The organism is Bacillus stercoris (assembly GCF_029772985.1).
GTDB classification, from domain to species: Bacteria; Bacillota; Bacilli; order Bacillales; family Bacillaceae; genus Bacillus; species Bacillus stercoris.
The window spans coordinates 1,367,443-1,389,124 of the sequence record NZ_CP121861.1; the positions used below are offsets into that span (position 1 = coordinate 1,367,443).

The 21,682-nt window shown below is 44.3% G+C and carries 21 protein-coding genes and 2 pseudogenes; 20 read left to right on the top strand and 3 right to left on the bottom strand.

Going from position 1 to position 21,682, the window contains the following annotated elements; all coding sequences use genetic code 11:
- Positions 1-94: 94 nt before the first annotated feature.
- Positions 95-1,432, bottom strand: coding sequence for a branched-chain amino acid transport system II carrier protein (gene brnQ, locus QA442_RS07100; protein WP_095432431.1), 1,338 nt, complete (start codon positions 1,430-1,432; stop codon positions 95-97).
- 201 nt (positions 1,433-1,633) lie between these two features.
- Between brnQ and QA442_RS07105 the strand changes: the two genes are divergently transcribed.
- The 5 genes from QA442_RS07105 to QA442_RS07125 all read left to right on the top strand — a co-directional run bounded on the left by QA442_RS07105 (position 1,634) and on the right by QA442_RS07125 (position 7,668).
- Entirely contained in the window at positions 1,634-2,779 is a 1,146-nt protein-coding gene (locus QA442_RS07105) for a cysteine desulfurase family protein (RefSeq protein ID WP_095432430.1), read from the top strand.
- A 3-nt stretch (positions 2,780-2,782) separates the two neighbouring features.
- On the top strand, positions 2,783-3,988 hold the full coding sequence (thiI, locus tag QA442_RS07110) for a tRNA uracil 4-sulfurtransferase ThiI (protein WP_014664989.1): 1,206 nt from the start codon (positions 2,783-2,785) through the stop codon (positions 3,986-3,988).
- A 93-nt stretch (positions 3,989-4,081) separates the two neighbouring features.
- A complete protein-coding gene (gene sspA / locus QA442_RS07115) occupies positions 4,082-4,291 on the top strand; it encodes an alpha type acid-soluble spore protein SspA (protein ID WP_003223491.1) in 210 nt (69 codons plus the stop codon).
- A gap of 178 nt (positions 4,292-4,469) precedes the next feature.
- On the top strand, positions 4,470-6,059 hold the full coding sequence (gene mbcS, locus QA442_RS07120; RefSeq protein ID WP_095432429.1) for an acyl-CoA synthetase MbcS: 1,590 nt from the start codon (positions 4,470-4,472) through the stop codon (positions 6,057-6,059).
- A 19-nt stretch (positions 6,060-6,078) separates the two neighbouring features.
- Positions 6,079-7,668, top strand: a complete 1,590-nt coding sequence (locus QA442_RS07125; RefSeq protein WP_095432428.1) for an amidohydrolase — start codon at positions 6,079-6,081, stop codon at positions 7,666-7,668.
- A 31-nt stretch (positions 7,669-7,699) separates the two neighbouring features.
- Here QA442_RS07125 and QA442_RS07130 read toward each other — a convergent pair whose 3' ends face one another.
- Entirely contained in the window at positions 7,700-8,503 is an 804-nt protein-coding gene (locus QA442_RS07130) for an NAD kinase (RefSeq protein WP_095432427.1), read from the bottom strand.
- A 185-nt stretch (positions 8,504-8,688) separates the two neighbouring features.
- On the opposite strand from QA442_RS07130, the gene sppA reads away from it, so the two are divergent.
- The 15 genes and pseudogenes from sppA (at position 8,689) to QA442_RS07205 (ending at position 21,258) form a co-directional block, all read left to right on the top strand.
- Positions 8,689-9,696, top strand: coding sequence for a signal peptide peptidase SppA (gene sppA / locus QA442_RS07135; protein WP_014664984.1), 1,008 nt, complete (start codon positions 8,689-8,691; stop codon positions 9,694-9,696).
- A 12-nt stretch (positions 9,697-9,708) separates the two neighbouring features.
- Complete coding sequence (locus tag QA442_RS07140; protein ID WP_095432426.1) at positions 9,709-10,203, top strand: RDD family protein; 495 nt, start codon at positions 9,709-9,711, stop codon at positions 10,201-10,203.
- A 74-nt stretch (positions 10,204-10,277) separates the two neighbouring features.
- The gene (locus tag QA442_RS07145) at positions 10,278-10,958 is read left to right on the top strand and encodes a DUF2953 domain-containing protein (RefSeq protein WP_095432425.1); all 681 of its coding nucleotides are present in this window, start codon (positions 10,278-10,280) and stop codon (positions 10,956-10,958) included.
- A 13-nt stretch (positions 10,959-10,971) separates the two neighbouring features.
- Positions 10,972-11,427 carry a GerW family sporulation protein gene (gene ytfJ, locus QA442_RS07150; RefSeq protein ID WP_003223504.1) on the top strand — a complete coding sequence of 152 codons (456 nt, stop codon included), beginning with the start codon at positions 10,972-10,974 and terminating at the stop codon, positions 11,425-11,427.
- 108 nt (positions 11,428-11,535) lie between these two features.
- A complete protein-coding gene (gene tpx, locus QA442_RS07155) occupies positions 11,536-12,039 on the top strand; it encodes a thiol peroxidase (protein ID WP_003223506.1) in 504 nt (167 codons plus the stop codon).
- A 59-nt stretch (positions 12,040-12,098) separates the two neighbouring features.
- Positions 12,099-13,088 carry a class I SAM-dependent methyltransferase gene (locus tag QA442_RS07160; RefSeq protein ID WP_095432424.1) on the top strand — a complete coding sequence of 330 codons (990 nt, stop codon included), beginning with the start codon at positions 12,099-12,101 and terminating at the stop codon, positions 13,086-13,088.
- Positions 13,060-13,262, top strand: a pseudogene (locus QA442_RS07165) (hypothetical protein). The gene QA442_RS07160 and the pseudogene QA442_RS07165 overlap by 29 nt, the downstream one beginning before the upstream one ends.
- Before the next feature lie 172 nt (positions 13,263-13,434).
- Positions 13,435-14,622, top strand: coding sequence for an acetate kinase (locus QA442_RS07170; protein WP_003223511.1), 1,188 nt, complete (start codon positions 13,435-13,437; stop codon positions 14,620-14,622).
- 84 nt (positions 14,623-14,706) lie between these two features.
- Entirely contained in the window at positions 14,707-15,219 is a 513-nt protein-coding gene (locus tag QA442_RS07175) for a MogA/MoaB family molybdenum cofactor biosynthesis protein (RefSeq protein ID WP_095432423.1), read from the top strand.
- A 169-nt stretch (positions 15,220-15,388) separates the two neighbouring features.
- Positions 15,389-16,600, top strand: a complete 1,212-nt coding sequence (locus QA442_RS07180) for an argininosuccinate synthase (protein WP_071581151.1) — start codon at positions 15,389-15,391, stop codon at positions 16,598-16,600.
- A complete protein-coding gene (gene argH / locus QA442_RS07185; RefSeq protein WP_095432422.1) occupies positions 16,597-17,982 on the top strand; it encodes an argininosuccinate lyase in 1,386 nt (461 codons plus the stop codon). The genes QA442_RS07180 and argH overlap by 4 nt, the downstream gene beginning before the upstream one ends.
- 64 nt (positions 17,983-18,046) lie before the next feature.
- Positions 18,047-18,178 (top strand): hypothetical protein, encoded by a 132-nt coding sequence (locus tag QA442_RS07190; RefSeq protein WP_041521399.1) that lies wholly within the window; start codon positions 18,047-18,049, stop codon positions 18,176-18,178.
- A gap of 126 nt (positions 18,179-18,304) precedes the next feature.
- Positions 18,305-19,072, top strand: a complete 768-nt coding sequence (locus QA442_RS07195; RefSeq protein ID WP_069840119.1) for an SDR family oxidoreductase — start codon at positions 18,305-18,307, stop codon at positions 19,070-19,072.
- 62 nt (positions 19,073-19,134) lie between these two features.
- Positions 19,135-19,819, top strand: a pseudogene (locus QA442_RS07200) (metal-dependent hydrolase).
- A 119-nt stretch (positions 19,820-19,938) separates the two neighbouring features.
- Positions 19,939-21,258, top strand: coding sequence for a CBS domain-containing protein (locus QA442_RS07205; RefSeq protein ID WP_040082153.1), 1,320 nt, complete (start codon positions 19,939-19,941; stop codon positions 21,256-21,258).
- Between the two features lie 18 nt (positions 21,259-21,276).
- Here QA442_RS07205 and QA442_RS07210 read toward each other — a convergent pair whose 3' ends face one another.
- Complete coding sequence (locus QA442_RS07210; protein WP_095432421.1) at positions 21,277-21,579, bottom strand: YtpI family protein; 303 nt, start codon at positions 21,577-21,579, stop codon at positions 21,277-21,279.
- Positions 21,580-21,682: the final 103 nt, after the last annotated feature.

Below are 21,682 nucleotides of genomic sequence, written 5' to 3' on the forward strand. Positions count from 1 at the left end.
AAAGGCCGGCGCATACATGCTCGGCCTTTTATATGTATTCAGAATATAAAAAAGCCTTATTGGATGTGGGTCCAATAAGGCTTTTTGGTTTTCGCTAGTTGATATTAGCTGGTTTTTTATTCGAACCGGAAACAAGAGAAATCAGATAACCGGCAACGCCTCCAATGATTGCAGGGAGGACCCAGCCAAATCCTAAGCTGTAAAGCGGCAGCGATTGACTGAGAACTTTATTTAAAGAGCCGAGAGGAATGCTTGCGGCATTCAGGCCATCGATAATGCTAAAAATACCAGTTGCGATCAAACAAAGAATATATACTTCACGTCTGCCTTTAAATGATTTTTCAATAAATGAAAGCAGAATGATAACAATTGCTAACGGATAAATAGCTGATAAAATAGGAACTGAGAACAAAATGATATTTGACAGCCCAAAGTTAGAAATAATAAAGCTGAACACAGTGACAATCGTTACAACGGCTTTATAAGATAAAGAAGGAATCAGCTTTGAGAAATAATTTCCGCATGAAGAGACAAGGCCAATGCTTGTAGTCAAGCACGCGAATAGGATAGCGACGCCTAAAATGATATTTCCTAATGATCCGAACAGGTGCTGTGAAGATTCAGATAAAATTTTGCTTCCTGAACCGAGGAGTCCTACAGAATCTGTGCTTGTTGCTCCTAAATAGGCGAGTGAAACGTAAACCAGACCGAGTCCCGCTGCTGCAACAAGTCCCGCTTTAATACATACAGAAGCAACTGATTTACGGCTGGTGATGCCTCTGTCCTTAACAGCATTGACAACGACAATTCCGAACACAATAGAAGCAAGTGCATCCATTGTTTTATAGCCTTCTAAAAATCCTTTAAACAATGATCCGGAAGCATACGCTTCAAGCGGTGACCGAATGTCCCCCATCGGCGTTACGATGCTTTTGATGACTAATATAGCAATAACAGCAAGCAAAATAGGTGTTAAAACTTTTCCAATACGGTCAACAAGCTTTGTAGGATTTAAAGCCAGATAGTACGTAATAGCGAAAAAAATAAATGTGAAAACAAGCAGCGCGACCCAAGAAGGTATCCCGCTTACAAACGGTACAGCGGCAATCTCATAAGAGACTGTGCCTGTCCGCGGAATCGCGAACAGCGGTCCGATTGTTAAATAAAGAACGACAGTAAAAATTGTTCCGAAGACCGGATGTGCTTTATCAGCAAGGCCTTTGGCATCCGTCCCTGTTAAAGCGACAGCTACAACACCTAAAAGCGGCAGGCCGACACCCGTCACGAGAAAGCCAGCCATCGCTTTCCAAACATTTTCCCCGGCTGCTTGTCCAAGTTCCGGCGGAAATATCATATTTCCTGCACCAAAGAACAGTGCAAAGAGCATAAGCCCAATCGCGATCGTTTCCTTGGCTGATAGTGATGATTTCATAATGTATAAGTCCTCCTAATTTTACTATGGTAGAATATTCTGTCAATTAATTGTCAGATAATATGACGAAAGTAACAAATCTAATTATAGGTGAATGCATGAAGAAGTCAATAGTAATTTTATTTACTTTTTCAGCAGTAATTTGTTATGGTAACATATAAAATTAGTTTTGTATCGCTTTCATATTAAAGGAGTAAAATGATGTTATATTTAGACAATAGTTCAACAACGAAGCCTTATGATGAAGTCTTGAACGTGTATGAACAGACAAGCAGCCGATATTTTGGCAATCCTTCATCTTTGCACCGATATGGAGCCGAAACGGAACAGCTGCTTCAGGCAGCCAAAAATCAAATCAAAAGGTCCTTAGGCCTAAAAAAATATGATATTGTATTTACGTCAGGCGCCACAGAAGCCAATAATGCAGCTTTAAAAGGAGCCGCTTTGTCAAAAATAAAAACAGGCAAACATATCATTACCACTTCTATTGAACATCCATCCGTTACGGAATCGTTAGAACAGTTGAAAGAGTTGTTCGGGTTTGATGTTACTTATCTTTCAGTGAATGAAGACGGATTTGTTTCTATTGAAGAACTAAAAAAAGCCATCCGTCCCGATACCGTCCTAGTCAGCATGATGCATGTGAACAATGAAGTCGGTTCCGTGCAGCCGATTGAAGAGGCAGGAGAAGTGCTGAAAGAGCACTCGAACATTTTGTTTCACGTTGATTATGTGCAGGGCATCTATAAAGTGCCCTTGGCAATTGAAAAGGCCGGTATTGATCTATGTTCAATATCAGGGCATAAATTTCACGGTCTAAAGGGGACAGGCGCACTTATTGTAAAAGAAGGAACACGCCTTATTCCGCTCATAACGGGAGGTTCTCAGCAAAAAGGCATACGGGCCGGAACGGAACATACTGCGGGTGCGGTTTCGCTTGCCAAGGCCATTAATCTTGCCGCTGCTGATTTTGCTGCACGGATTGATACGATGACTGCCGCAAAGGAATTGTTTATGAAAAGGCTGAGTGAAATTGAGGGCGTCGTTATCAACACGCCTCAAATGAATAGCGCACCGCACATTATTAATTTCTCTGTTCCGGGGATGAAAGCAGAAGTGCTTTTACACATGCTTGAAGAACAAGATATATTCGTCTCCACAACGTCTGCTTGCTCAGCAAAAGAACATAAGCCCAGTAAAGTTCTTTTAGAGATGGGCAAAGGAGAGCAGATTGCCGGAAGCAGCATCAGAATCAGTTTAAATTACAGCCAGACAAGCGATGTGGCAGAACCGTTTATAAACGCGCTTCGTCCTGGCATCAAAAAATTAAGGGAAATGATGAGGTAGAACATGAATTACGATCATATATTAATTCGTTTTGGGGAAATTTCGACCAAAGGCAAAAACAGAAAAAGCTTTATTGAGCGCTTAAAACAAAACGTGAGACTCGTTTTGAAAGACTATCCGAATTTGAAATACTTTTCCAATAGGGATCGCATGACGATTACATTAAATGGTGAGGACCCTGAGGCTCTTTTTCCTCATTTAAAGCAGGTGTTTGGGATTCAAAGCTTCAGCCTGGCGATTAAGTGTGACAGCCGCCTTGATGATATTAAGGCAACTGCTTTGCAGGCTATCAAGGATCAGTATAAACCAGGTGATACGTTTAAAGTTGCGACAAAGAGAGCGTATAAGCAATTTGAATTAGATACAAACCAGATGAACGCTGAAATCGGCGGTCATATTTTGCGAAATACAGAAGGCTTGACGGTCGATGTCCGCAACCCAGACATCCCGCTCAGAATCGAAATCAGGGAAGAAGCAACATTTTTGACAATTCGTGATGAAAAAGGTGCAGGCGGGCTGCCGGTTGGTTCAGCAGGAAAAGCGATGCTCATGCTTTCAGGCGGTTTTGACAGTCCTGTAGCCGGTTTTTATGCGATGAAACGGGGGCTGTCGGTAGAAGCTGTTCATTTCTTCAGCCCGCCATACACGAGTGAGCGCGCAAAGCAAAAGGTAATGGATCTGGCAAAATGCCTGTCCCGTTTTGGGGGAAGCATGACGCTTCATATCGTTCCATTTACAAAAACGCAAGAGCTCATCCAAAAACAAATTCCTGAAAATTACACGATGACGGCAACCCGCCGCCTTATGCTCCAGATCGCCGACAGAATCAGAGAAAAGAGAAACGGGCTTGCCATCATTACGGGAGAAAGCCTCGGTCAGGTAGCGAGCCAAACGCTTGAAAGCATGTATGCGATTAATGCGGTGACGTCAACACCGATTTTGCGCCCGTTAATCGCCATGGATAAAACAGAAATCATCGAAAAATCACGGGAAATTGGCACTTATGAGACAAGCATTCAGCCGTTTGAAGATTGCTGCACGATCTTTACGCCGCCAAGCCCGAAAACACGCCCTAAAAAAGAGAAAATTGAACACTTTGAAAGCTTTGTTGATTTCGAGCCGTATATTCAAGAAGCGGTTGATAACATTGAGACAATGACCCTGTATAGCGAACAAGAGGCTAACGATAAATTCGCTGAACTCTTTTAAAGCCATTTCTAGCTCCTGTATACAATTACCAAAGTTTTTGTGAATGAAGCCATGTGTTTTAACACATTCTATACTCACAAGGAGGTGAGACACATGGCTAACAATAACTCAGGTAACAGCAACAACCTTTTAGTACCAGGAGCTGCTCAAGCGATCGACCAAATGAAATTAGAAATCGCTTCTGAATTCGGTGTAAACCTTGGAGCAGACACAACTTCTCGCGCTAACGGTTCAGTTGGAGGAGAGATCACAAAACGTCTTGTATCTTTTGCTCAACAAAACATGGGCGGAGGACAATTCTAATTTACAATTTCACATAATGGCTTTGGAGTGGGGGAATCCCCACTCCTTTTCATTTTTTACATATAAAAAAGGACCAGCGGCCTATAAAATCTATGTTTACAGAGGTTGTTTTTAGGCATATCCTTACGGAAAGAGCCTGTATTTATGTATAATGGGTGGAGAAAGTGAGGAGTTGTTCGTGTTAAAACGTGAAGATTTAATTGCCCCTATGCAATATAATTTAGTGAATGAAATGGAAAAGTTCAGTGCCGCTGGACAAAAAACCGCTCTTCTATGGGAGGACGAGTCGGGCAAGCAAGAATCATGGTCTTATGAAAAGCTGATGGAAGAAACAAATAAAATCGGAGCGGTCTTAGCTGATCTTGGATTTAAAAAGGGAGACAAGATGATTGTAATGGTTCCGCGGGTGCTAGAAGCCTATGCAGTTTATTTGGCTATCCTGAAATCTGGAATGGTTGTCATTCCGTGCTCTGAAATGCTTCGTGCGAAGGATCTTGAATACCGAATTGAACATGCAGAGGTAAAAGGCGCCATCGTCTATTCCGAATTTATCGGCGCTTTCCGTGATGTCAGTACGGCTGACAAACTGATTACACTGTCTATTGGTGAGAATGATGCCGGCTGGAAAAATCTCTTATCAATTGAAGCGGACGGAAGCCAATTTAAAACAGCTGACACAACAAGAGATGATATGGCTTTCTTATCTTATACTTCCGGGACAACAGGTCAGCCGAAAGGTGTTGTACATACACACGGATGGGCATTTGCTCATTTAAAAACTTCTGCCGGCGCTTGGCTTGATATTTCTGAAAAGGATGTCGTCTGGGCGACTGCTGCCCCTGGCTGGCAAAAGTGGGTGTGGAGTCCATTTTTAGCGGTGCTAGGCAGCGGAGCAACGGGTTTTGTGTACCACGGCAGATTCAAAGCAGAAAAATATTTAGAGCTTTTAAACCGCTACAAAATCAATGTTTTCTGCTGTACGCCGACAGAATACCGCTTAATGGCGAAGGTCGAAGGCTTGGACCGCTTTGATCTTTCTGCCCTTCACAGCGCTGTTTCAGCAGGCGAGCCGCTCAACCGTGAAGTCATTGATGTTTTCCAAAAGCATTTCGGCATTAAGGTACGGGACGGATACGGCCAAACAGAAAGCACGCTTTTAGTCGGTGTTTTGAAAGATACGGCTATTAAACCGGGAAGCATGGGAAAACCAACACCGGGAAATCAGGTGGAAATCATTAATGAAGACGGTGAAGTCTGCAAACCTGGTGAGGTTGGCGATATCGCTGTTCACCTCAGCACGCCTGCGCTCTTTAAGGAATATTTTAAAGATCCGGAAAGAATGAAAACACAAATTCGCGGCGATTATTTCCTAACTGGAGACAGAGCGAGAAAAGATGAGGAAGGTTACTTCTGGTTTGAAAGCCGAAATGACGATATCATTATCAGCTCCGGCTACACGATCGGGCCATTCGAGGTGGAAGACGCGCTTGTTAAGCACCCTGAAGTAAAAGAGTGTGCTGTTGTCGCAAGCCCTGATGAAATCAGAGGCTCCATCGTTAAGGCATACGTTGTCCTGCAAAATCATGAAAAACGAAGTGATGAGCTTGTCAAAATACTGCAGAATCATGTGAAGACGATTACCGCTCCATACAAATACCCAAGAGAAATTGAATTTGTGGAAAGCCTGCCGAAAACGGCTTCTGCAAAAATCAGACGAGTGGAATTAAGAAAACGTGAAGAACAGCTCAAAGCCAATAAAAAGGCGTAAAGAAAGAGAGTGAACGTGAATGAAGGCGATATGGCACGACGGTTTCATTTATACGATGCTCGAAGAAGGCGATCGGACAGAGGCAGTTTATGTTGAGGATGGTGTCATAAAAGGCACCGGCAGCTATGAACATCTGAAGGAAAAGTACGGCTCCCCGGAAACAGAAGAAATCAGCCTGAATGGAGCAGTGATGTTCCCCGGTTTTGTTGACAGCCATCTACATTTGATCGGCCACGGCGAAAAACAGCTTCAGCTTGATCTGTCCGCACTGACGTCTAAAGAAGCGATTGTACAGGCTGCAAAGGAAAGAGAGCGGCAGCTTCCTGAAGACGAGTGGCTCATTGGAGAGGGCTGGAATGAAAATCAGTTTGAGACACCGGACTATTTAAATAAGCATGATCTAGACCGCCTGTTTCCAGACAGGCCCGTCTTGCTCAAGCGAGTATGCAGGCATGCAATAGCCGTTAATTCTGCGGCTCTTCTAGCGGCGGGAATTTCAAGAAACACTCCTGATCCTGACGGCGGCGTCATCGTAAAAGATGCAAATGGAGAGCCGACGGGCCTCCTTTTTGATAAGGCGCAGGATTTGATTCTAAAGGCTGTCCCGCCGGTCTCCCAGCACTATGTTGATGAGGCATTAACGGCTGCAATAGAGGACTGCTGGACAAAAGGCCTGACAGGCGGACATTCGGAAGACTTGTCCTATTATGGTGATGTTTCGGTGCCGATGAAAGCTTATGAGAAAGCTGCCGCTAGCGGAAAGTATCCGTTCCGCTGCCATCTGCTCGTTCATCATGAGGCTGTCGATCGATGGGAGCAGCTGGAGAAGCCGCTCGGCCCGTATGTAGAGTTCGGAGCGATGAAAATCTTTGCGGATGGGGCGCTTGGCGGGAGAACGGCTTTATTGAAAGAACCATATCAGGATGATCCATCAACTCATGGCGTTCAGGTTCATGATGACGAAACCCTTGGCCGCCTCATTCGAAAAGCAAGAGAAAAAGGGATGGAGGTTGCTGTTCATGCAATCGGCGATCTTGCTTTTGAAAAAGTGCTCAACGCAATAGAAAAGCATCCGCCCCAAAACGGCCGGCATGATCGACTTATCCATGCCCAAGTGCTTGATAAGGAATTAATCGAGAGAGCAGCAAACATGCCAATCGCGCTTGATCTTCAGCCGCATTTCGTTGCAAGCGATTTTCCGTGGGTCATTGACCGTCTCGGAAAAGACCGGATGAAGACATCATTTGCTTGGAAAACCTTGATGTCTAAAGGCATTTTATGCGCGGGCGGTTCAGACGCTCCGATTGAGCCTGTTGACCCGCTTCTTGGGATCCAGTCGGCAGTGCTTCGCAAGAGCAGTCATGAGCATAATGGGCCAAGCTATAATGAAAGTGAATGTTTATCTGTATATCAAGCGATAAAGCTTTATACAGAAGGAAGCGCCGGAATCATTTATAAAGAGAAGTCACGCGGAAAAATTGCGGAAGGCTATGACGCGGATTTTACCGTTCTCAGTGGTGATCCGTTTGCCATTGACCCCGCACAGCTTCATCTTTTAGATATTAAAAAAACCGTGATTAACGGCCAGATTGTATATGAGAAATCATAAAAGGACAGGCAGCAGCCTGTCCTTTTATTTTCTATAAAAAAGTACGCTTCACTTTTTCCCAAAATGAATTGTCCTTTAGTTTGACTGTTTTTATTTTTTTATTAGACAGTTTGATTTCGATCGTTTTCACATTTCTCGTGCTGAGTGCTTCATTGTCCAAGCCGATGATTGGGTGTTCGTTGCCGTCTTGCACCACACGAAGGGTCAGCTTTCGGTCAGAGCTGAGGACAAATGGCGAGCCGAGTGTCCGGTAGGTGTTATTGTTAAGGGATGCAAGCTCTGATACCTGCATGCATGGAAGCAGCGGATCAACAACCGCTCCTGCAACAGACTTGTTATAGGCGGTGCTGCCTGTAGGCGTTGAGATAATCATCCCGTCACCTCTAAACGTTTCAAAGTGCAGATCGTCAATCAGCACGTCCATCACAAAGGTTTTAATGATGCTTGAACGGATGGATACCTCGTTTAAGCAGTGAAAAGGACTGGCATGATCCACTGTCACTTCAATCAGCGGATATTTTCTGACTTCAATTTGTTCAAACGTCATGGCATCGACCATTTTTTCTCGCTCATCACTATAAAAGTCGCAATATAAATGAGCTTTCCCCTTTTTGGTAATGCCGACGTACAAGCAGTCGTCGCGAAAATTCGTTTTTCTGACTGCCTGCAAAAATGTGCCGTCCCCGCCAATGCTGGCAATAATATTGGCATCTGAGTGCTGGTTCACAACGGTAAATCCATGCTCTTCAGCCAATTGTGTTAACGAGCGGGCTTGTTCGTTTGTTTCCTGGTCCTGTTTGTGAAAAAAATAAACATTACGGCGTTGTTCGGTCATATCCCATTTCCCCTTTGCTGTCATATTTAAGTTTTTCTCCCATCCAGTATTTGTGATAAAATACCTTTGGCCATAAGTGTACCACGTTTGCCGGCAGCCCGTTAAGCCGGAGCTTTCTCATGAAGTGAAACATTTTTCATATTGAATCGTATAATGAGAGAGTTTGGGAAAAAGGAGGAGAAAAAATGAATGCAAAAAGATGGATCGCATTAGTGATAGCTCTGGGGATTTTCGGCGTGTCTATTATCGTCAGCATCTCTATGAGTTTCTTTGAAAGCGTCAAAGGCGCTCAAACGGATCTTACATCATTGACGGATGAATCGCAGGAAAAGACGCTGGAAAACGGCAGTCTCTCAAGTAAAATTGCCGTATTAGAGGTCAGCGGCACCATCCAGGATAATGGGGACTCAAGCAGTCTGCTTGGTGCAGACGGATATAACCACAGAACGTTCTTAAAAAACCTTGAGCGCGCAAAAGATGACAAGACGGTCAAAGGCATTGTTCTGAAGGTGAATTCTCCGGGCGGCGGAGTATATGAAAGTGCTGAAATACATAAGAAGCTGGAAGAAATCAAGAAAGAAACAAAAAAACCGATTTATGTGTCGATGGGATCGATGGCGGCATCCGGCGGCTATTACATCTCAACGGCGGCTGATAAGATTTTTGCGACACCGGAAACCCTGACCGGGTCACTCGGCGTCATTATGGAAAGCGTCAATTATTCAAAGCTTGCCGATAAGCTCGGTATTTCTTTTGAAACAATTAAGAGCGGGGCTCACAAGGACATTATGTCTCCTTCCCGTGAGATGACGAAAGAAGAAAAAAACATCATGCAATCAATGGTTGATAATTCGTATGAGGGCTTTGTTGATGTTATTTCAAAAGGCCGCGGCATGTCGAAAGCAGAGGTAAAGAAAATTGCGGACGGCCGCGTGTATGACGGGCGTCAGGCGAAAAAACTGAATCTCGTTGATGAGCTTGGTTTTTATGATGACACTATTTCGGCGATGAAAAAGGATCACAAGGATTTGAAAAACGCTTCTGTCATTTCTTATGAGGAAAGCTTCGGATTAGGCTCATTGTTTTCCATGGGCGCAAACAAAATGTTTAAAAGTGAAATTGATTTTTTAAATATGAGAGAAATGCTTTCGCAATCCGGTTCGCCGAGAATGATGTATCTCTATGCGAAGTAGGAGGGAACAATAATGGACGCGACATATGAAGAGTTAGAGCGCAATGACATCAAAGGCCCGCAAGAAGCGGAGCAGCTGACACATGCCTATGCCGGCTTTTGGGTTCGTTTCTGGGCTTTCCTGCTTGATTGGCTCGTGGTATGGGGATTAAACCATTTACTCGTTTCTCCCCTCTTTACCGTAATGGATCTGCCGAAATCATCCGGCATGTTTACCTTCTCGGCCTACAGTGTGACAACGCTTATTGTTTATCTTGCCTATTTCGCAATAATGACAAAATACTTCCGGCAGACGCTGGGTAAAATGGTGTTCGGCCTCAAAGTGGTTTCTGTGAAGCAAGATTGCAAGCTGACATGGAGTACAGTGATTTTTCGTGAAGTGGTTGGACGGTATATTGATAAGATTTGGATTTTATATATCGTTGTTGCTTTTTCACCTACAAAACAAGGGATTCATGATTACATCGCGGATACCACCGTGGTGCATGAAAAATTATACCGCAAATAACTGATAACCCGGACCTCTGTCCGGGTTTATTTTTTTAGGATTTGGCGATAATGCTCCTAGAGGAAGTGAAGAATATGGTGTATGCACTGACAGCCATTCTTATTCTCATAGGGGTCGTACTGCTTCTCAGAATGAAAATCCATGTTGCGCTGGAGTATCTTCATGCCGATGATAATGACAAATTGACATTGAAGATTACGGCGCTGTTTGGCCTGATAAGGATCAAAAAAACAATCCCGACGATTAAGCTGAACAAAGAAGACGGAACAGTGGATATCAAACAAAAAACTGAATCTAAAATGAAAAAAAGCAGCGGAAAGAAGAAAATCACACAAAACGATGTGCAGCAAAGCATTAGTAAGATTGAAATGCTTTTGCATCAGGTCACCAGATTACGGAAAATAAGTGCCTCTTTTCTCGCGCATTTACATATCACAAAGCTGGAATGGATTACAGTTATCGGAATTCAGGACGCGGCAGTGACAGGTGTGATAACAGGTGCTGTATGGGGTGTGAAAGGCGGTATCACAGCGATGCTCTACGACCATCTGGACTTTGTAAATAAACCTGTTTATGAGGTGATCCCTTCGTTTCAAGTCCCGGTTTCCAAGACCCATTTTCAGTGTATATTCTTTTTTCGCTTTGGACATGCTATGCTTGCAGCTTTCAAATTCGTCAAATACGGACGGGAGCTATCCGTATTAAAGAAGAATCCGTCGGCTCGAATGACTTCAAAGAATGATTCATCAGTTTAAGGAGGAAGCGTATATGGCAGACCATCCCATCCAAGGTTTAATGAAAACCGCAATGGAAAACTTGAAGGAAATGATTGATGTTAACACCATCATCGGAGATCCAGTAGAAACGCCTGATGGAAGTGTGATTTTAACTGTTTCTAAAGTCGGATTCGGGTTCGCCGCAGGCGGAAGCGAGTTTGGCGGAAAGCCAGCAGAAAAGAAATCGGAAGACGATGAGACAAGAGAACAGAAACTTCCTTTCGGAGGCGGAAGCGGGGGCGGTGTGTCCATTACGCCGATCGCGTTTTTAATTGTCGGATCGACAGGGATCAGAATGCTTCATTTAGATGAAAATACTCATTTAATAGAGAAAATTTTAGACGCAGCCCCTCAAACACTTGAACGCATTCAGCAAATGTTCAAGAAAAATAACAAGAACCAAGGCCAGGGCCAAAATCAAAACCAAATGAACAATATGAATTATTAAAAAAGGTTAACTGCGCCGGCCGCAGTTAACTTTTTTTTGGCATAAACTTTGCAGTTTGCAGGAAACTTTACTATGATAGAGACATACATACAAAAGGGAGGAATTATAATGGCTGAAATTACATTCAAAGGCGGTCCGGTTACACTTGTCGGACAAGAAGTGAAGGTAGGAGATCAAGCTCCTGATTTCACAGTGCTGACTAACAGCCTTGAAGAAAAATCGTTAGCTGACATGAAAGGAAAGGTAACGATTATTTCTGTTATCCCTTCAATTGATACAGGTGTTTGTGATGCACAAACACGCCGTTTTAACGAAGAAGCTGCAAAGCTTGGAGATGTCAACGTCTACACAATCAGTGCAGACCTTCCATTTGCACAAGCGCGCTGGTGCGGTGCTAACGGAATCGACAAAGTGGAAACACTGTCTGACCACAGAGATATGTCATTTGGCGAAGCGTTCGGTGTGTATATTAAAGAACTTCGTCTGCTTGCGCGTTCCGTATTTGTCCTTGATGAGAACGGAAAAGTCGTTTACGCTGAATATGTAAGCGAAGCAACAAACCACCCGAACTATGAAAAGCCAATTGAGGCTGCTAAGGCATTAGTGAAGTAAGCAGGGAAAAAAGCTCCAGGCTGCCGCCGGAGCTTTTTTCATGGCAAGGAGGAACACATATGCAAAAAGACCATGTAGGTGCGGTGTATGAGCTGTTAGACGAAGCCGCGATTATGATAAAGAATGAATTGCAGATTTCATATATAGAGGCCCTGGCCGAAGCAGGAGAAATGTATTTTCTTGAAAAAACAGATCAGCTGAAACTGCCTGCTGATCAGAAAACCAAACAGCTTCAGGCTCTGCTTGAAAAAGCGGAATTCGGCACATATGAGCATGAGTGGGTGCGCAAAGCTTTTCAGCTTGCCGTCCTTAAAGGAATGAAGGATATCTCTCATCCGAACAGACAAATGACGCCGGATACGATCGGGCTTTTCATCAGCTATTTGGTGAATAAGTTTATGGCGGATAAAAAGGAACTGACCGTTCTTGATCCAGCCTTGGGAACCGGAAACCTTCTGTTTACCGTGCTGAACCAGCTGTCTGAAAAAACGGCAACCAGCTTTGGCATTGAAATTGATGATGTGCTTTTGAAGATCGCGTATGCCCAAGCGAACCTTCTGAAAAAAGAGCTTGAGCTTTTCCATCAGGACAGCCTTGAGCCGTTGTTTATCGATCCAGTGGACACGGTCATTTGTGATTTGCCAGTCGGCTATTATCCAAATGACGAAGGAGCAGAAGCGTTTGAGCTCAAAGCTGACGAAGGCCATTCCTTCGCGCATCATCTGTTTATTGAACAGAGCGTCAAGCATACCAAACCTGGCGGCTACTTATTTTTTATGATTCCGAATCATTTGTTTGAGAGCTCCCAAAGCGGCAAGCTGAAACAGTTTTTAAAAGATAAGGTTCATATCAACGCGCTGTTGCAGCTGCCAAAATCTATTTTTAAAGACGAAGCTCATGCCAAAAGCATCCTTGTGCTTCAGAAACAAGGAGAGAAGACGAATGCGCCTGGGCAAATTCTCCTTGCGAATCTTCCGTCTTTCTCCAATCAAAAGGCGATGCTTGATATGATGGCTCAATTTGATGAATGGTTTAAAAAAGAAAAGTAAGTGTTTTAAAAGCAGCTTAGGCAGCCGTATGTGGTCGATGCCTAAGCTGCTTTTATTTATGCTTTTGAAGACGGACTTGACGAATTGAATCCAGCTTTGAAACACAAAATACAGAGGAAAAAACCGCAAATTGTAAGCGTTCATCAATACAAAACCTATAGGGAATGTGTCTGAAAATAACGACTTCTTTTTGAAAGCGTTATCAATACGCAAGTTGACTTGAAAAGCCGACATGACAATGTTTAAATGGAAAAGTCAGATATTTTTCGGAGAAGATGTTGATATTTTCCGGGAAAAAAGTACGAAAAACGAAGTTGTTGATACAGAGTATAAAGGAGCGTCAATCATGTCCAAAATTATTGCAATTAACGCAGGAAGCTCGTCTTTGAAATTTCAGCTTTTCGAAATGCCTTCAGAAACCGTTTTAACGAAGGGTTTAGTTGAACGAATCGGTATCGCCGACAGCGTATTCACAATTTCTGTGAACGGCGAAAAAAATACAGAAGTAACTGATATTCCGGATCATGCGGTAGCTGTTAAAATGCTGCTGAATAAGTTAACGGAATTTGGCATTATTAAAGACTTGAATGAAATTGACGGAATTGGCCACCGTGTCGTTCACGGCGGAGAAAAATTCAGCGATTCTGTTTTATTAACGGATGAAACCATTAAGGAAATCGAAGATATTTCTGAATTGGCACCGCTTCACAACCCGGCAAATATCGTTGGAATTAAAGCGTTCAAAGAAGTGCTTCCAAATGTTCCTGCGGTAGCTGTTTTTGATACGGCATTCCACCAAACAATGCCTGAGCAGTCTTACCTTTACAGCCTGCCGTATGAATACTATGAAAAATTCGGCATCCGTAAATACGGCTTCCACGGCACTTCACATAAATATGTAACTGAGCGTGCGGCAGAGCTTCTTGGCCGTCCGTTAAAAGACCTGCGCCTGATTTCCTGCCACCTTGGAAACGGAGCAAGTATTGCTGCTGTTGAAGGCGGAAAATCAATTGATACTTCAATGGGCTTTACGCCGCTTGCCGGTGTTGCAATGGGTACGCGCTCTGGAAACATCGACCCTGCCCTGATCCCATACATCATGGAGAAAACAGGCCAAACGGCTGACGAAGTACTGAATACATTAAACAAAAAAAGCGGACTGCTCGGCATTTCCGGCTTCTCTAGCGATCTTCGTGACATCGTTGAAGCAACGAAAGAAGGAAATGAGCGCGCGGAAACGGCTCTTGAAGTATTCGCAAGCAGAATCCACAAATACATCGGTTCTTATGCTGCTAGAATGAGCGGTGTAGATGCGATCATCTTTACTGCCGGTATCGGTGAAAACAGTGTGGAAGTCAGAGAACGCGTGCTTCGCGGTTTAGAATTCATGGGCGTATACTGGGATCCTGCGCTTAATAACGTGCGCGGCGAGGAAGCTTTCATCAGCTATCCGCATTCTCCAGTAAAAGTCATGATCATTCCGACTGATGAAGAAGTCATGATTGCGCGCGACGTTGTTCGTTTAGCAAAATAAATCGCATGAAAGCACATTCTCTTGAATGTGCTTTTTTGTTGATGCATGATAGTGACAGACAGAAAACATAAAAGAGGTGGGCCAATGAGCGTTCAAGAGCATAAACAAGAAGCTCCCGATATCGTTCGGTGTAAAGTGATTACTGTCAGTGACACGAGGACAGAGGAAACCGATAAAAGCGGCAAGCTGATGATCTCATTTTTAGAAGAAGCCGGTCATCATATTGCTGCATATGAAATCGTAAAAGACGAAAAGGATGCTTTGCAGCGGTCAGTGCTTGCGGGCTGCATGGATGAACAGACAGACGCGGTACTCTTAAACGGAGGGACAGGCATAGCAGATCGGGATGTCACAATTGAAGCCCTAACGCCGCTGTTTTCGAAAGAGCTGCCCGGTTTTGGAGAAATATTCAGGATGCTGAGTTATACAGAGGATATCGGCTCTGCCGCAATCATGTCGAGAGCAACAGCCGGTGTCATTCAGCATACCGCTGTTTTCTCAACGCCAGGCTCAAGTGGTGCGGTTAAGCTGGCAATGAATAAGCTGATTATTCCCGAACTTGCACATGTGGTCAGAGAAATCAGAAAAGACAAGTAAATGAATAAATACTACGAAACTTCACCTGAAATTTAGGTGAAGTTTTTTTGATAAAAGGCTTGAAAAAACGAAACGTACTTGTTAAAGTGTATACATACAAAATGCATTTTTATTAAAAATAATTTATTTTTATACAAAATAGAAACACAGTTGAGAGGGGATTTTTATCATGTCAGAACAGAAAAAAGTCGTATTAGCATACTCAGGGGGCCTTGATACTTCCGTCGCAATAAAATGGCTTCAGGAGCAAGGATACAATGTCATCGCCTGCTGTCTGGATGTCGGTGAAGGCAAAGATTTGGCCTTTGTTCAGCAGAAAGCGCTTGAAGTCGGCGCGACAAACTCCTACGTGATCGATGCAAAAGAGGAATTTGCACAGGACTACGCGCTTATCTCTTTGCAGGCCCACACGATGTATGAAGGAAAATACCCGCTCGTGTCGGCATTATCTCGGCCGCTGATTGCGAAAAAGCTGGTTGAAATTGCGGAAAAAGAAGATGCACAGGCGATTGCTCACGGATGCACGGGGAAAGGAAATGACCAGGTTCGTTTCGAAGTCTCCATTAAATCATTAAACCCTGACCTTGAAGTCATCGCGCCGGTTCGCGAATGGCAGTGGTCACGTGAAGAAGAAATTGAATATGCGGCAAGCCGCGGCATTCCGATTCCGATCAATCTTGACAGCCCGTATTCTATCGACCAAAACCTCTGGGGACGCGCGAATGAGTGCGGCATTTTAGAAGATCCATGGGCGGCGCCGCCAGAAGGTGCATACGATTTAACAGCTCCGCTGGAAAAAACGCCGGACACGCCGGAAGTGATTGAAATTGCATTTGAGCAAGGTGTGCCTGTCTCCATTGACGGCGTATCTTACACGCTTTCTGAACTGATTTTGAAACTGAATGAAATGGCAGGCGCACACGGTGTCGGACGTATCGACCACGTGGAAAACCGCCTTGTCGGCATTAAATCCCGGGAAGTATATGAATGCCCTGGTGCGATCACACTGATCAAAGCGCATAAAGAATTAGAAGATTTGACCCTGGTGAAAGAGGTTGCACACTTTAAACCGATCATCGAGCAAAAAATGTCAGAAATCATTTACAACGGCTTATGGTTTTCACCGTTAAAAGACGCGCTGCACGCTTTCCTAAAAGAAACGCAAAAGCATGTCACAGGCATCGTCCGCGTGAAGCTGTTTAAAGGCCATGCAATCGTAGAAGGGCGTAAATCAGAATATTCTCTATATGATGAAAAACTTGCAACATATACAAAAGACGATGCGTTTGATCACCATGCGGCAATTGGCTTTATTGAGCTTTGGGGCCTTCCGACAAAAGTGAACAGCATCGTGAAAAAGAAGGAGCAGATTAAAGCATGAAGAAGCTTTGGGGAGGCCGGTTTCAAAAAACACCGGAAAAATGGGTCGACGAGTTCGGCGCATCCATATCATTTGACCAAAATTTAGTCACTGAAGACATAACAGGGTCTCTCGCACATGCTGCCATGCTGAAAAAATGCGGTATCCTGACAGCGGAAGAAGAGCTGAAAATCCGCGAAGGACTGAATACCCTTTTGCAAAAAGCAGAGGAGGGAGCATTGGAATTCTCAGTCGATTATGAAGATATTCATTTGAACATAGAGAAAATGCTGATTGACGAAATCGGCCCGCTCGGCGGCAAGCTGCATACCGGCAGAAGCCGGAATGACCAGGTGGCGACTGACATGCATTTATACTTGAAGAATCATGTCGGCCACATCATCGAGCTGATTGAGGCATTCCAAAGTGCGCTGATTGAAAAGGCAGAAGCGAACGTTGAAACGATTCTGCCGGGCTACACACATCTGCAGCGCGCCCAGCCGATTTCATTCGCTCACCATCTGCTTGCGTATTTCTGGATGCTAGAGCGCGACAAGGAGCGTTTTCAGGATTCAATGAAACGGATTAACAAATCTCCGCTCGGCTGCGGGGCGCTCGCGGGAACAACCTTCCCAATCGACCGTGATTATTCAGCGGAACTGCTCGGCTTTGATTCTATTTATGAAAACAGCTTGGATGGCGTCAGCGACAGAGACTTCATTTTGGAGTTTTTAAGCAACAGCAGTATGCTGATGATGCACCTATCCCGTTTCTCTGAAGAAATCATTTTATGGTGCTCGCAGGAGTTTAAATTCATCGAGCTTGACGATACGTACGCAACAGGAAGCAGCATGATGCCGCAAAAGAAAAACCCTGATATGGCGGAGCTGATCCGTGGCAAAACAGGGCGCGTATACGGCGATATGATGGGGCTGTTTACGATTATGAAAGGACTTCCGCTTGCTTACAACAAAGATCTGCAGGAAGACAAAGAGGGCATGTTTGACACAGTGAAAACGGTGGAGGGCAGCCTGCAAATCTTCACAGGCATGATCCAAACAATGATTGTAAACAAAGACGTCATGAAGCAAGCGACAAAACAAGACTTTTCAAATGCGACGGAACTGGCCGATTATTTAGCCAAGAAAGGAATGCCGTTCAGAGAAGCGCATGAAGTGGTCGGAAAACTTGTGTACACCTGCATCGAAAGAGGAATCTATTTAAGCGATATGCCGTTTGGCGAGTTTCAGCAGGCGAGCACACTATTCGAAGAAGATATTTACACTGTGTTAGACCCTTACTACGCAGTTGAAAAAAGAATGAGCGCCGGGGGCACCGGATTCAAACAGGTGGAGCAAGCGCTTGAGAAAGCGAAAGCTTGCGTCGCAGCAGGAGTTTGTTAAAATTTCCTTCATAAAATCCCGTCATTATAGCCAACCTACCTCTATAATGATGGGAGGCAGAATGATGAAAAAAGAAACGGAACGCTATATTTATGATGAACAAGAAAGCCAGGAGACAACAAGGCTCATTTCAGAAGCATATCAAAGCGGTTATGTCGATATGCCTGATCAGGAGTCTTCATCTTCTGCAGAATAAGCTGTCTATACAGGCAGCTTTTTTTGTATGCTAAAGTGTAAAAAGTGATATTGCAAGCCTTTTATAGTAAAGTAGAAGAAGAAACACTTTATTGAAAGCGGCGACGTTGCTTTGGGAGGTATTCATGTGCGACATGCTTTAATTACTGCCGGTTCGAAGGGTTTAGGCCGCAAAGTGACTGAAACGTTGCTTGCAAAGGGGTATTCAGTAACAGTCAATTACAGACAGGATGAGGAGGCAGTCAGCCGCCTGAAGAAAGCCTGTCCCGATTGTCTTGACCGGCTGCAATTTGTAAAAGGTGATGTCACCAAAAAAGAAGATCTGCTGCGTATTGCAGACACTGCCTTAAACCGCTTCGGAAGGATCGACTTTTTGATTAACAACGCGGGACCATACATATTTGAACGTAAAAAGTTAGCCGATTATACTGATGATGAATGGTACGGCATGCTGGAAGGAAATTTAAGCGCCGTTTTTCATTTATTCAAAGCGGTTATTCCTATTATGAGAAAACAACAATTTGGGCGCATCATTACGTACGGATTCCAAGGTGCGGCTCACGCGCCAGGCTGGCTTCATCGCTCGGCATTTGGCGCTGCGAAAGTGGGCTTGGCTTCTTTGACAAAGACAATCGCCATTGAAGAAGCCGAATTCGGCATAACCGCCAACATGGTTTGCCCGGGAGACATTGTCGGCGACATGAAAGAAGCATCGATAGAGGAAGCCAGAATGAGAATCGGCAAAGAAAAAACGCCGATAGGAAGGTCCGGAACAGGCGAGGATATCGCCCGGATTATCGCTTTCTTGTGTGAGGAGAACTCAGACCTTGTGACTGGGACTGTCATTGAAGCCACCGGAGGCCTCAATGTTATTAACAAGAATCAAACAACCTAAGTTTTTCAGCTTTTGAAAAAGGGAAAATAAAAAAATCAAAATCACGTGACGAGGTGAAAGAAATGAAAGTGACATATCACGGACATTCTGTAATTACAGTGGAAACGAAGGACCACCATATTATATTTGATCCGTTTTTAACAGGGAATTCGTTAACGGATATCAAGCCGGAGGATGTAAAGGCGGATGTCATCTTATTAACGCACGGCCACAATGACCATGTCGGTGATACTGAACAAATCGCCAAGCAAAATAACGCGCTGGTTATAGCACCGAACGAGCTCGCTGTGTACTTAGGCTGGAAAGGCTTGAATGTTCATCCGATGCACATCGGGGGCTCCCGCCAGTTCGATTTTGGAAAAGTGAAGCTCACACAGGCCTTTCATGGATCAGCCATCACAGATGAAGAAAACAAAACGATCACTTACACAGGCATGCCAGCCGGTATTTTGCTGACTGTAGAAGGTAAAACGATTTTCCATGCGGGTGATACGGCTCTATTCTCTGATATGAAGCTCATTGGCGAGTTGAATCATATTGATCTTGCTTTCCTGCCGATTGGCGATAACTTTACAATGGGGCCTGAGGACGCCAAGCTTGCAGCTGAATGGCTGCGCGCAAAACAGGTCGTCTTAGGTGCATTACAATACATTCCCGGTCATCGAGCAAGACCCTGAAGCATTCGCTGACAGCCTTCCGGGCGGAGTCGGCAAAGTCATGGCGGTCGGTGAGACGATCGAGCTTTAAACGATGAAACCATCTCCTGATTTATCAGGAGATGGTTTTTTATTTTCCAGCCTCATTGCGTATAAATCCTTTGAAACCTTATAATAAAAACAAGAAGACTGTCCTTAGAGGTGAAAGGCTTGGCAACGAAGCATGAACAAATTTTAACGTATATCGATTCACTGCCTGTCGGCGAAAAAATTTCTGTGCGAAGAATTGCAAAGGAAATGAAAGTAAGCGAAGGAACCGCGTACAGAGCGATCAAGGAAGCAGAAAATAAAGGGTTTGTCAGCACGATTGAACGTGTGGGCACAATCAGAATTGAACAAAAGAAAAAAGAGAACATTGAAAAGCTTACATATGCAGAGGTTGTAAATGTTATAGACGGACAAGTGCTCGGAGGCCGGGCGGGGCTCCATAAGACATTGAATAAATTCGTCATCGGCGCGATGGAACTGGACGCGATGATGCGTTATACCGCAGCGGGGAATCTTTTGATTGTCGGAAACAGAATCAATGCACACAGGCAGGCGCTTGAAGCGGGCGCGGCCGTATTGGTGACTGGGGGCTTTAACACGGATGAAAGCATTGTACAGCTGGCAGATGAGCTTGAACTGCCGATTTTATCCACGAGCTATGACACCTTTACAGTCGCTGCGATGATTAACAGGGCAATTTATGACCAGCTGATCAAAAAAGAAATTGTTTTGGTGGAGGACATCCTAACACCCGCTGACCGCACGGTATATCTTTCGCCCAAGGATAAACTTGAAAAATGGTATGAGAAAAATTTTGAAACGGGCCACGGCCGCTTCCCGGTTGTCGACGATCAAATGAAAATCCACGGCATTCTGACATCAAAAGATATTGCCGGCCATGACCGAAATGCATCCATAGAAAAAGTCATGACCAAAAATCCCGTTACGGTGATTGGGAAAACATCTGTCGCCTCAGCGGCGCAAATGATGGTATGGGAAGGAATCGAAGTGCTTCCCGTCACTGACGGCCACCAAAAACTGATCGGGATGATCAGCCGCCAAGATGTGTTGAAAGCCCTTCAAATGATTCAAAAGCAGCCGCAGGTCGGGGAGAAGCTTGATGATATTGTTTCAAGAGGGTTTAAAGACGAGGGTGATGATAAAGAGGATCAAACGGTTTACGAGTATGAAGTCACGCCGCAAATGACAAATCAGCTTGGAACCATTTCATATGGTGTATTTACAACCATATTGACGCAGGCGGCAAACCGATTTTTGCGCTCGAAAAAACGCGGCGAACTCGTAATCGAGAGCATCACCATTTTCTTTTTGAAGCCTGTGCAGATGGAATCGGTCATCGAAGTCAAACCGCGTATCTTGGAGGCCGGCAGAAAGTTCGGGAAAATGGAAGTGGAAGTGCACAGCCAAGGCCATATCGTGTCGAAAGCGATGCTGATGGTTCAGCTGATGGAAAGAAGCTAAGGGACGTTCAGGCGCCCCTTACGCGTGATCTCTTTCAGCTTCTTTGGCGTGAAGGGGATTGTAATGCCTGTAGGCTTTATAACCTGCCCAAGCGCTTCCTGCTCCTATGACGATAAAGATACCGCCGATTACTAACGTTAATACTGAATGGAATAATATCATTTGGTTGAGCCCGTAGAACAGGACTAGTGACCCTAAGGCCACGCTTGATTTTGCTGAATAGATTTCCTTTGCCAAAGATGGCTTTGCCCGTACGCCTTTTACTTTATAGTACACATAAAAGCAGGCTGAAAGCCCAATCAAAAAAACAAGAACCAGCATAAATGAAATCCTCCATCGTAAAAGTTTACAAACCCATTCTATACAAAAACGGGCTTGGTTTTGACGTTATTTTTCTTTTCCGTCGGCAGAGAATGTGATTTAA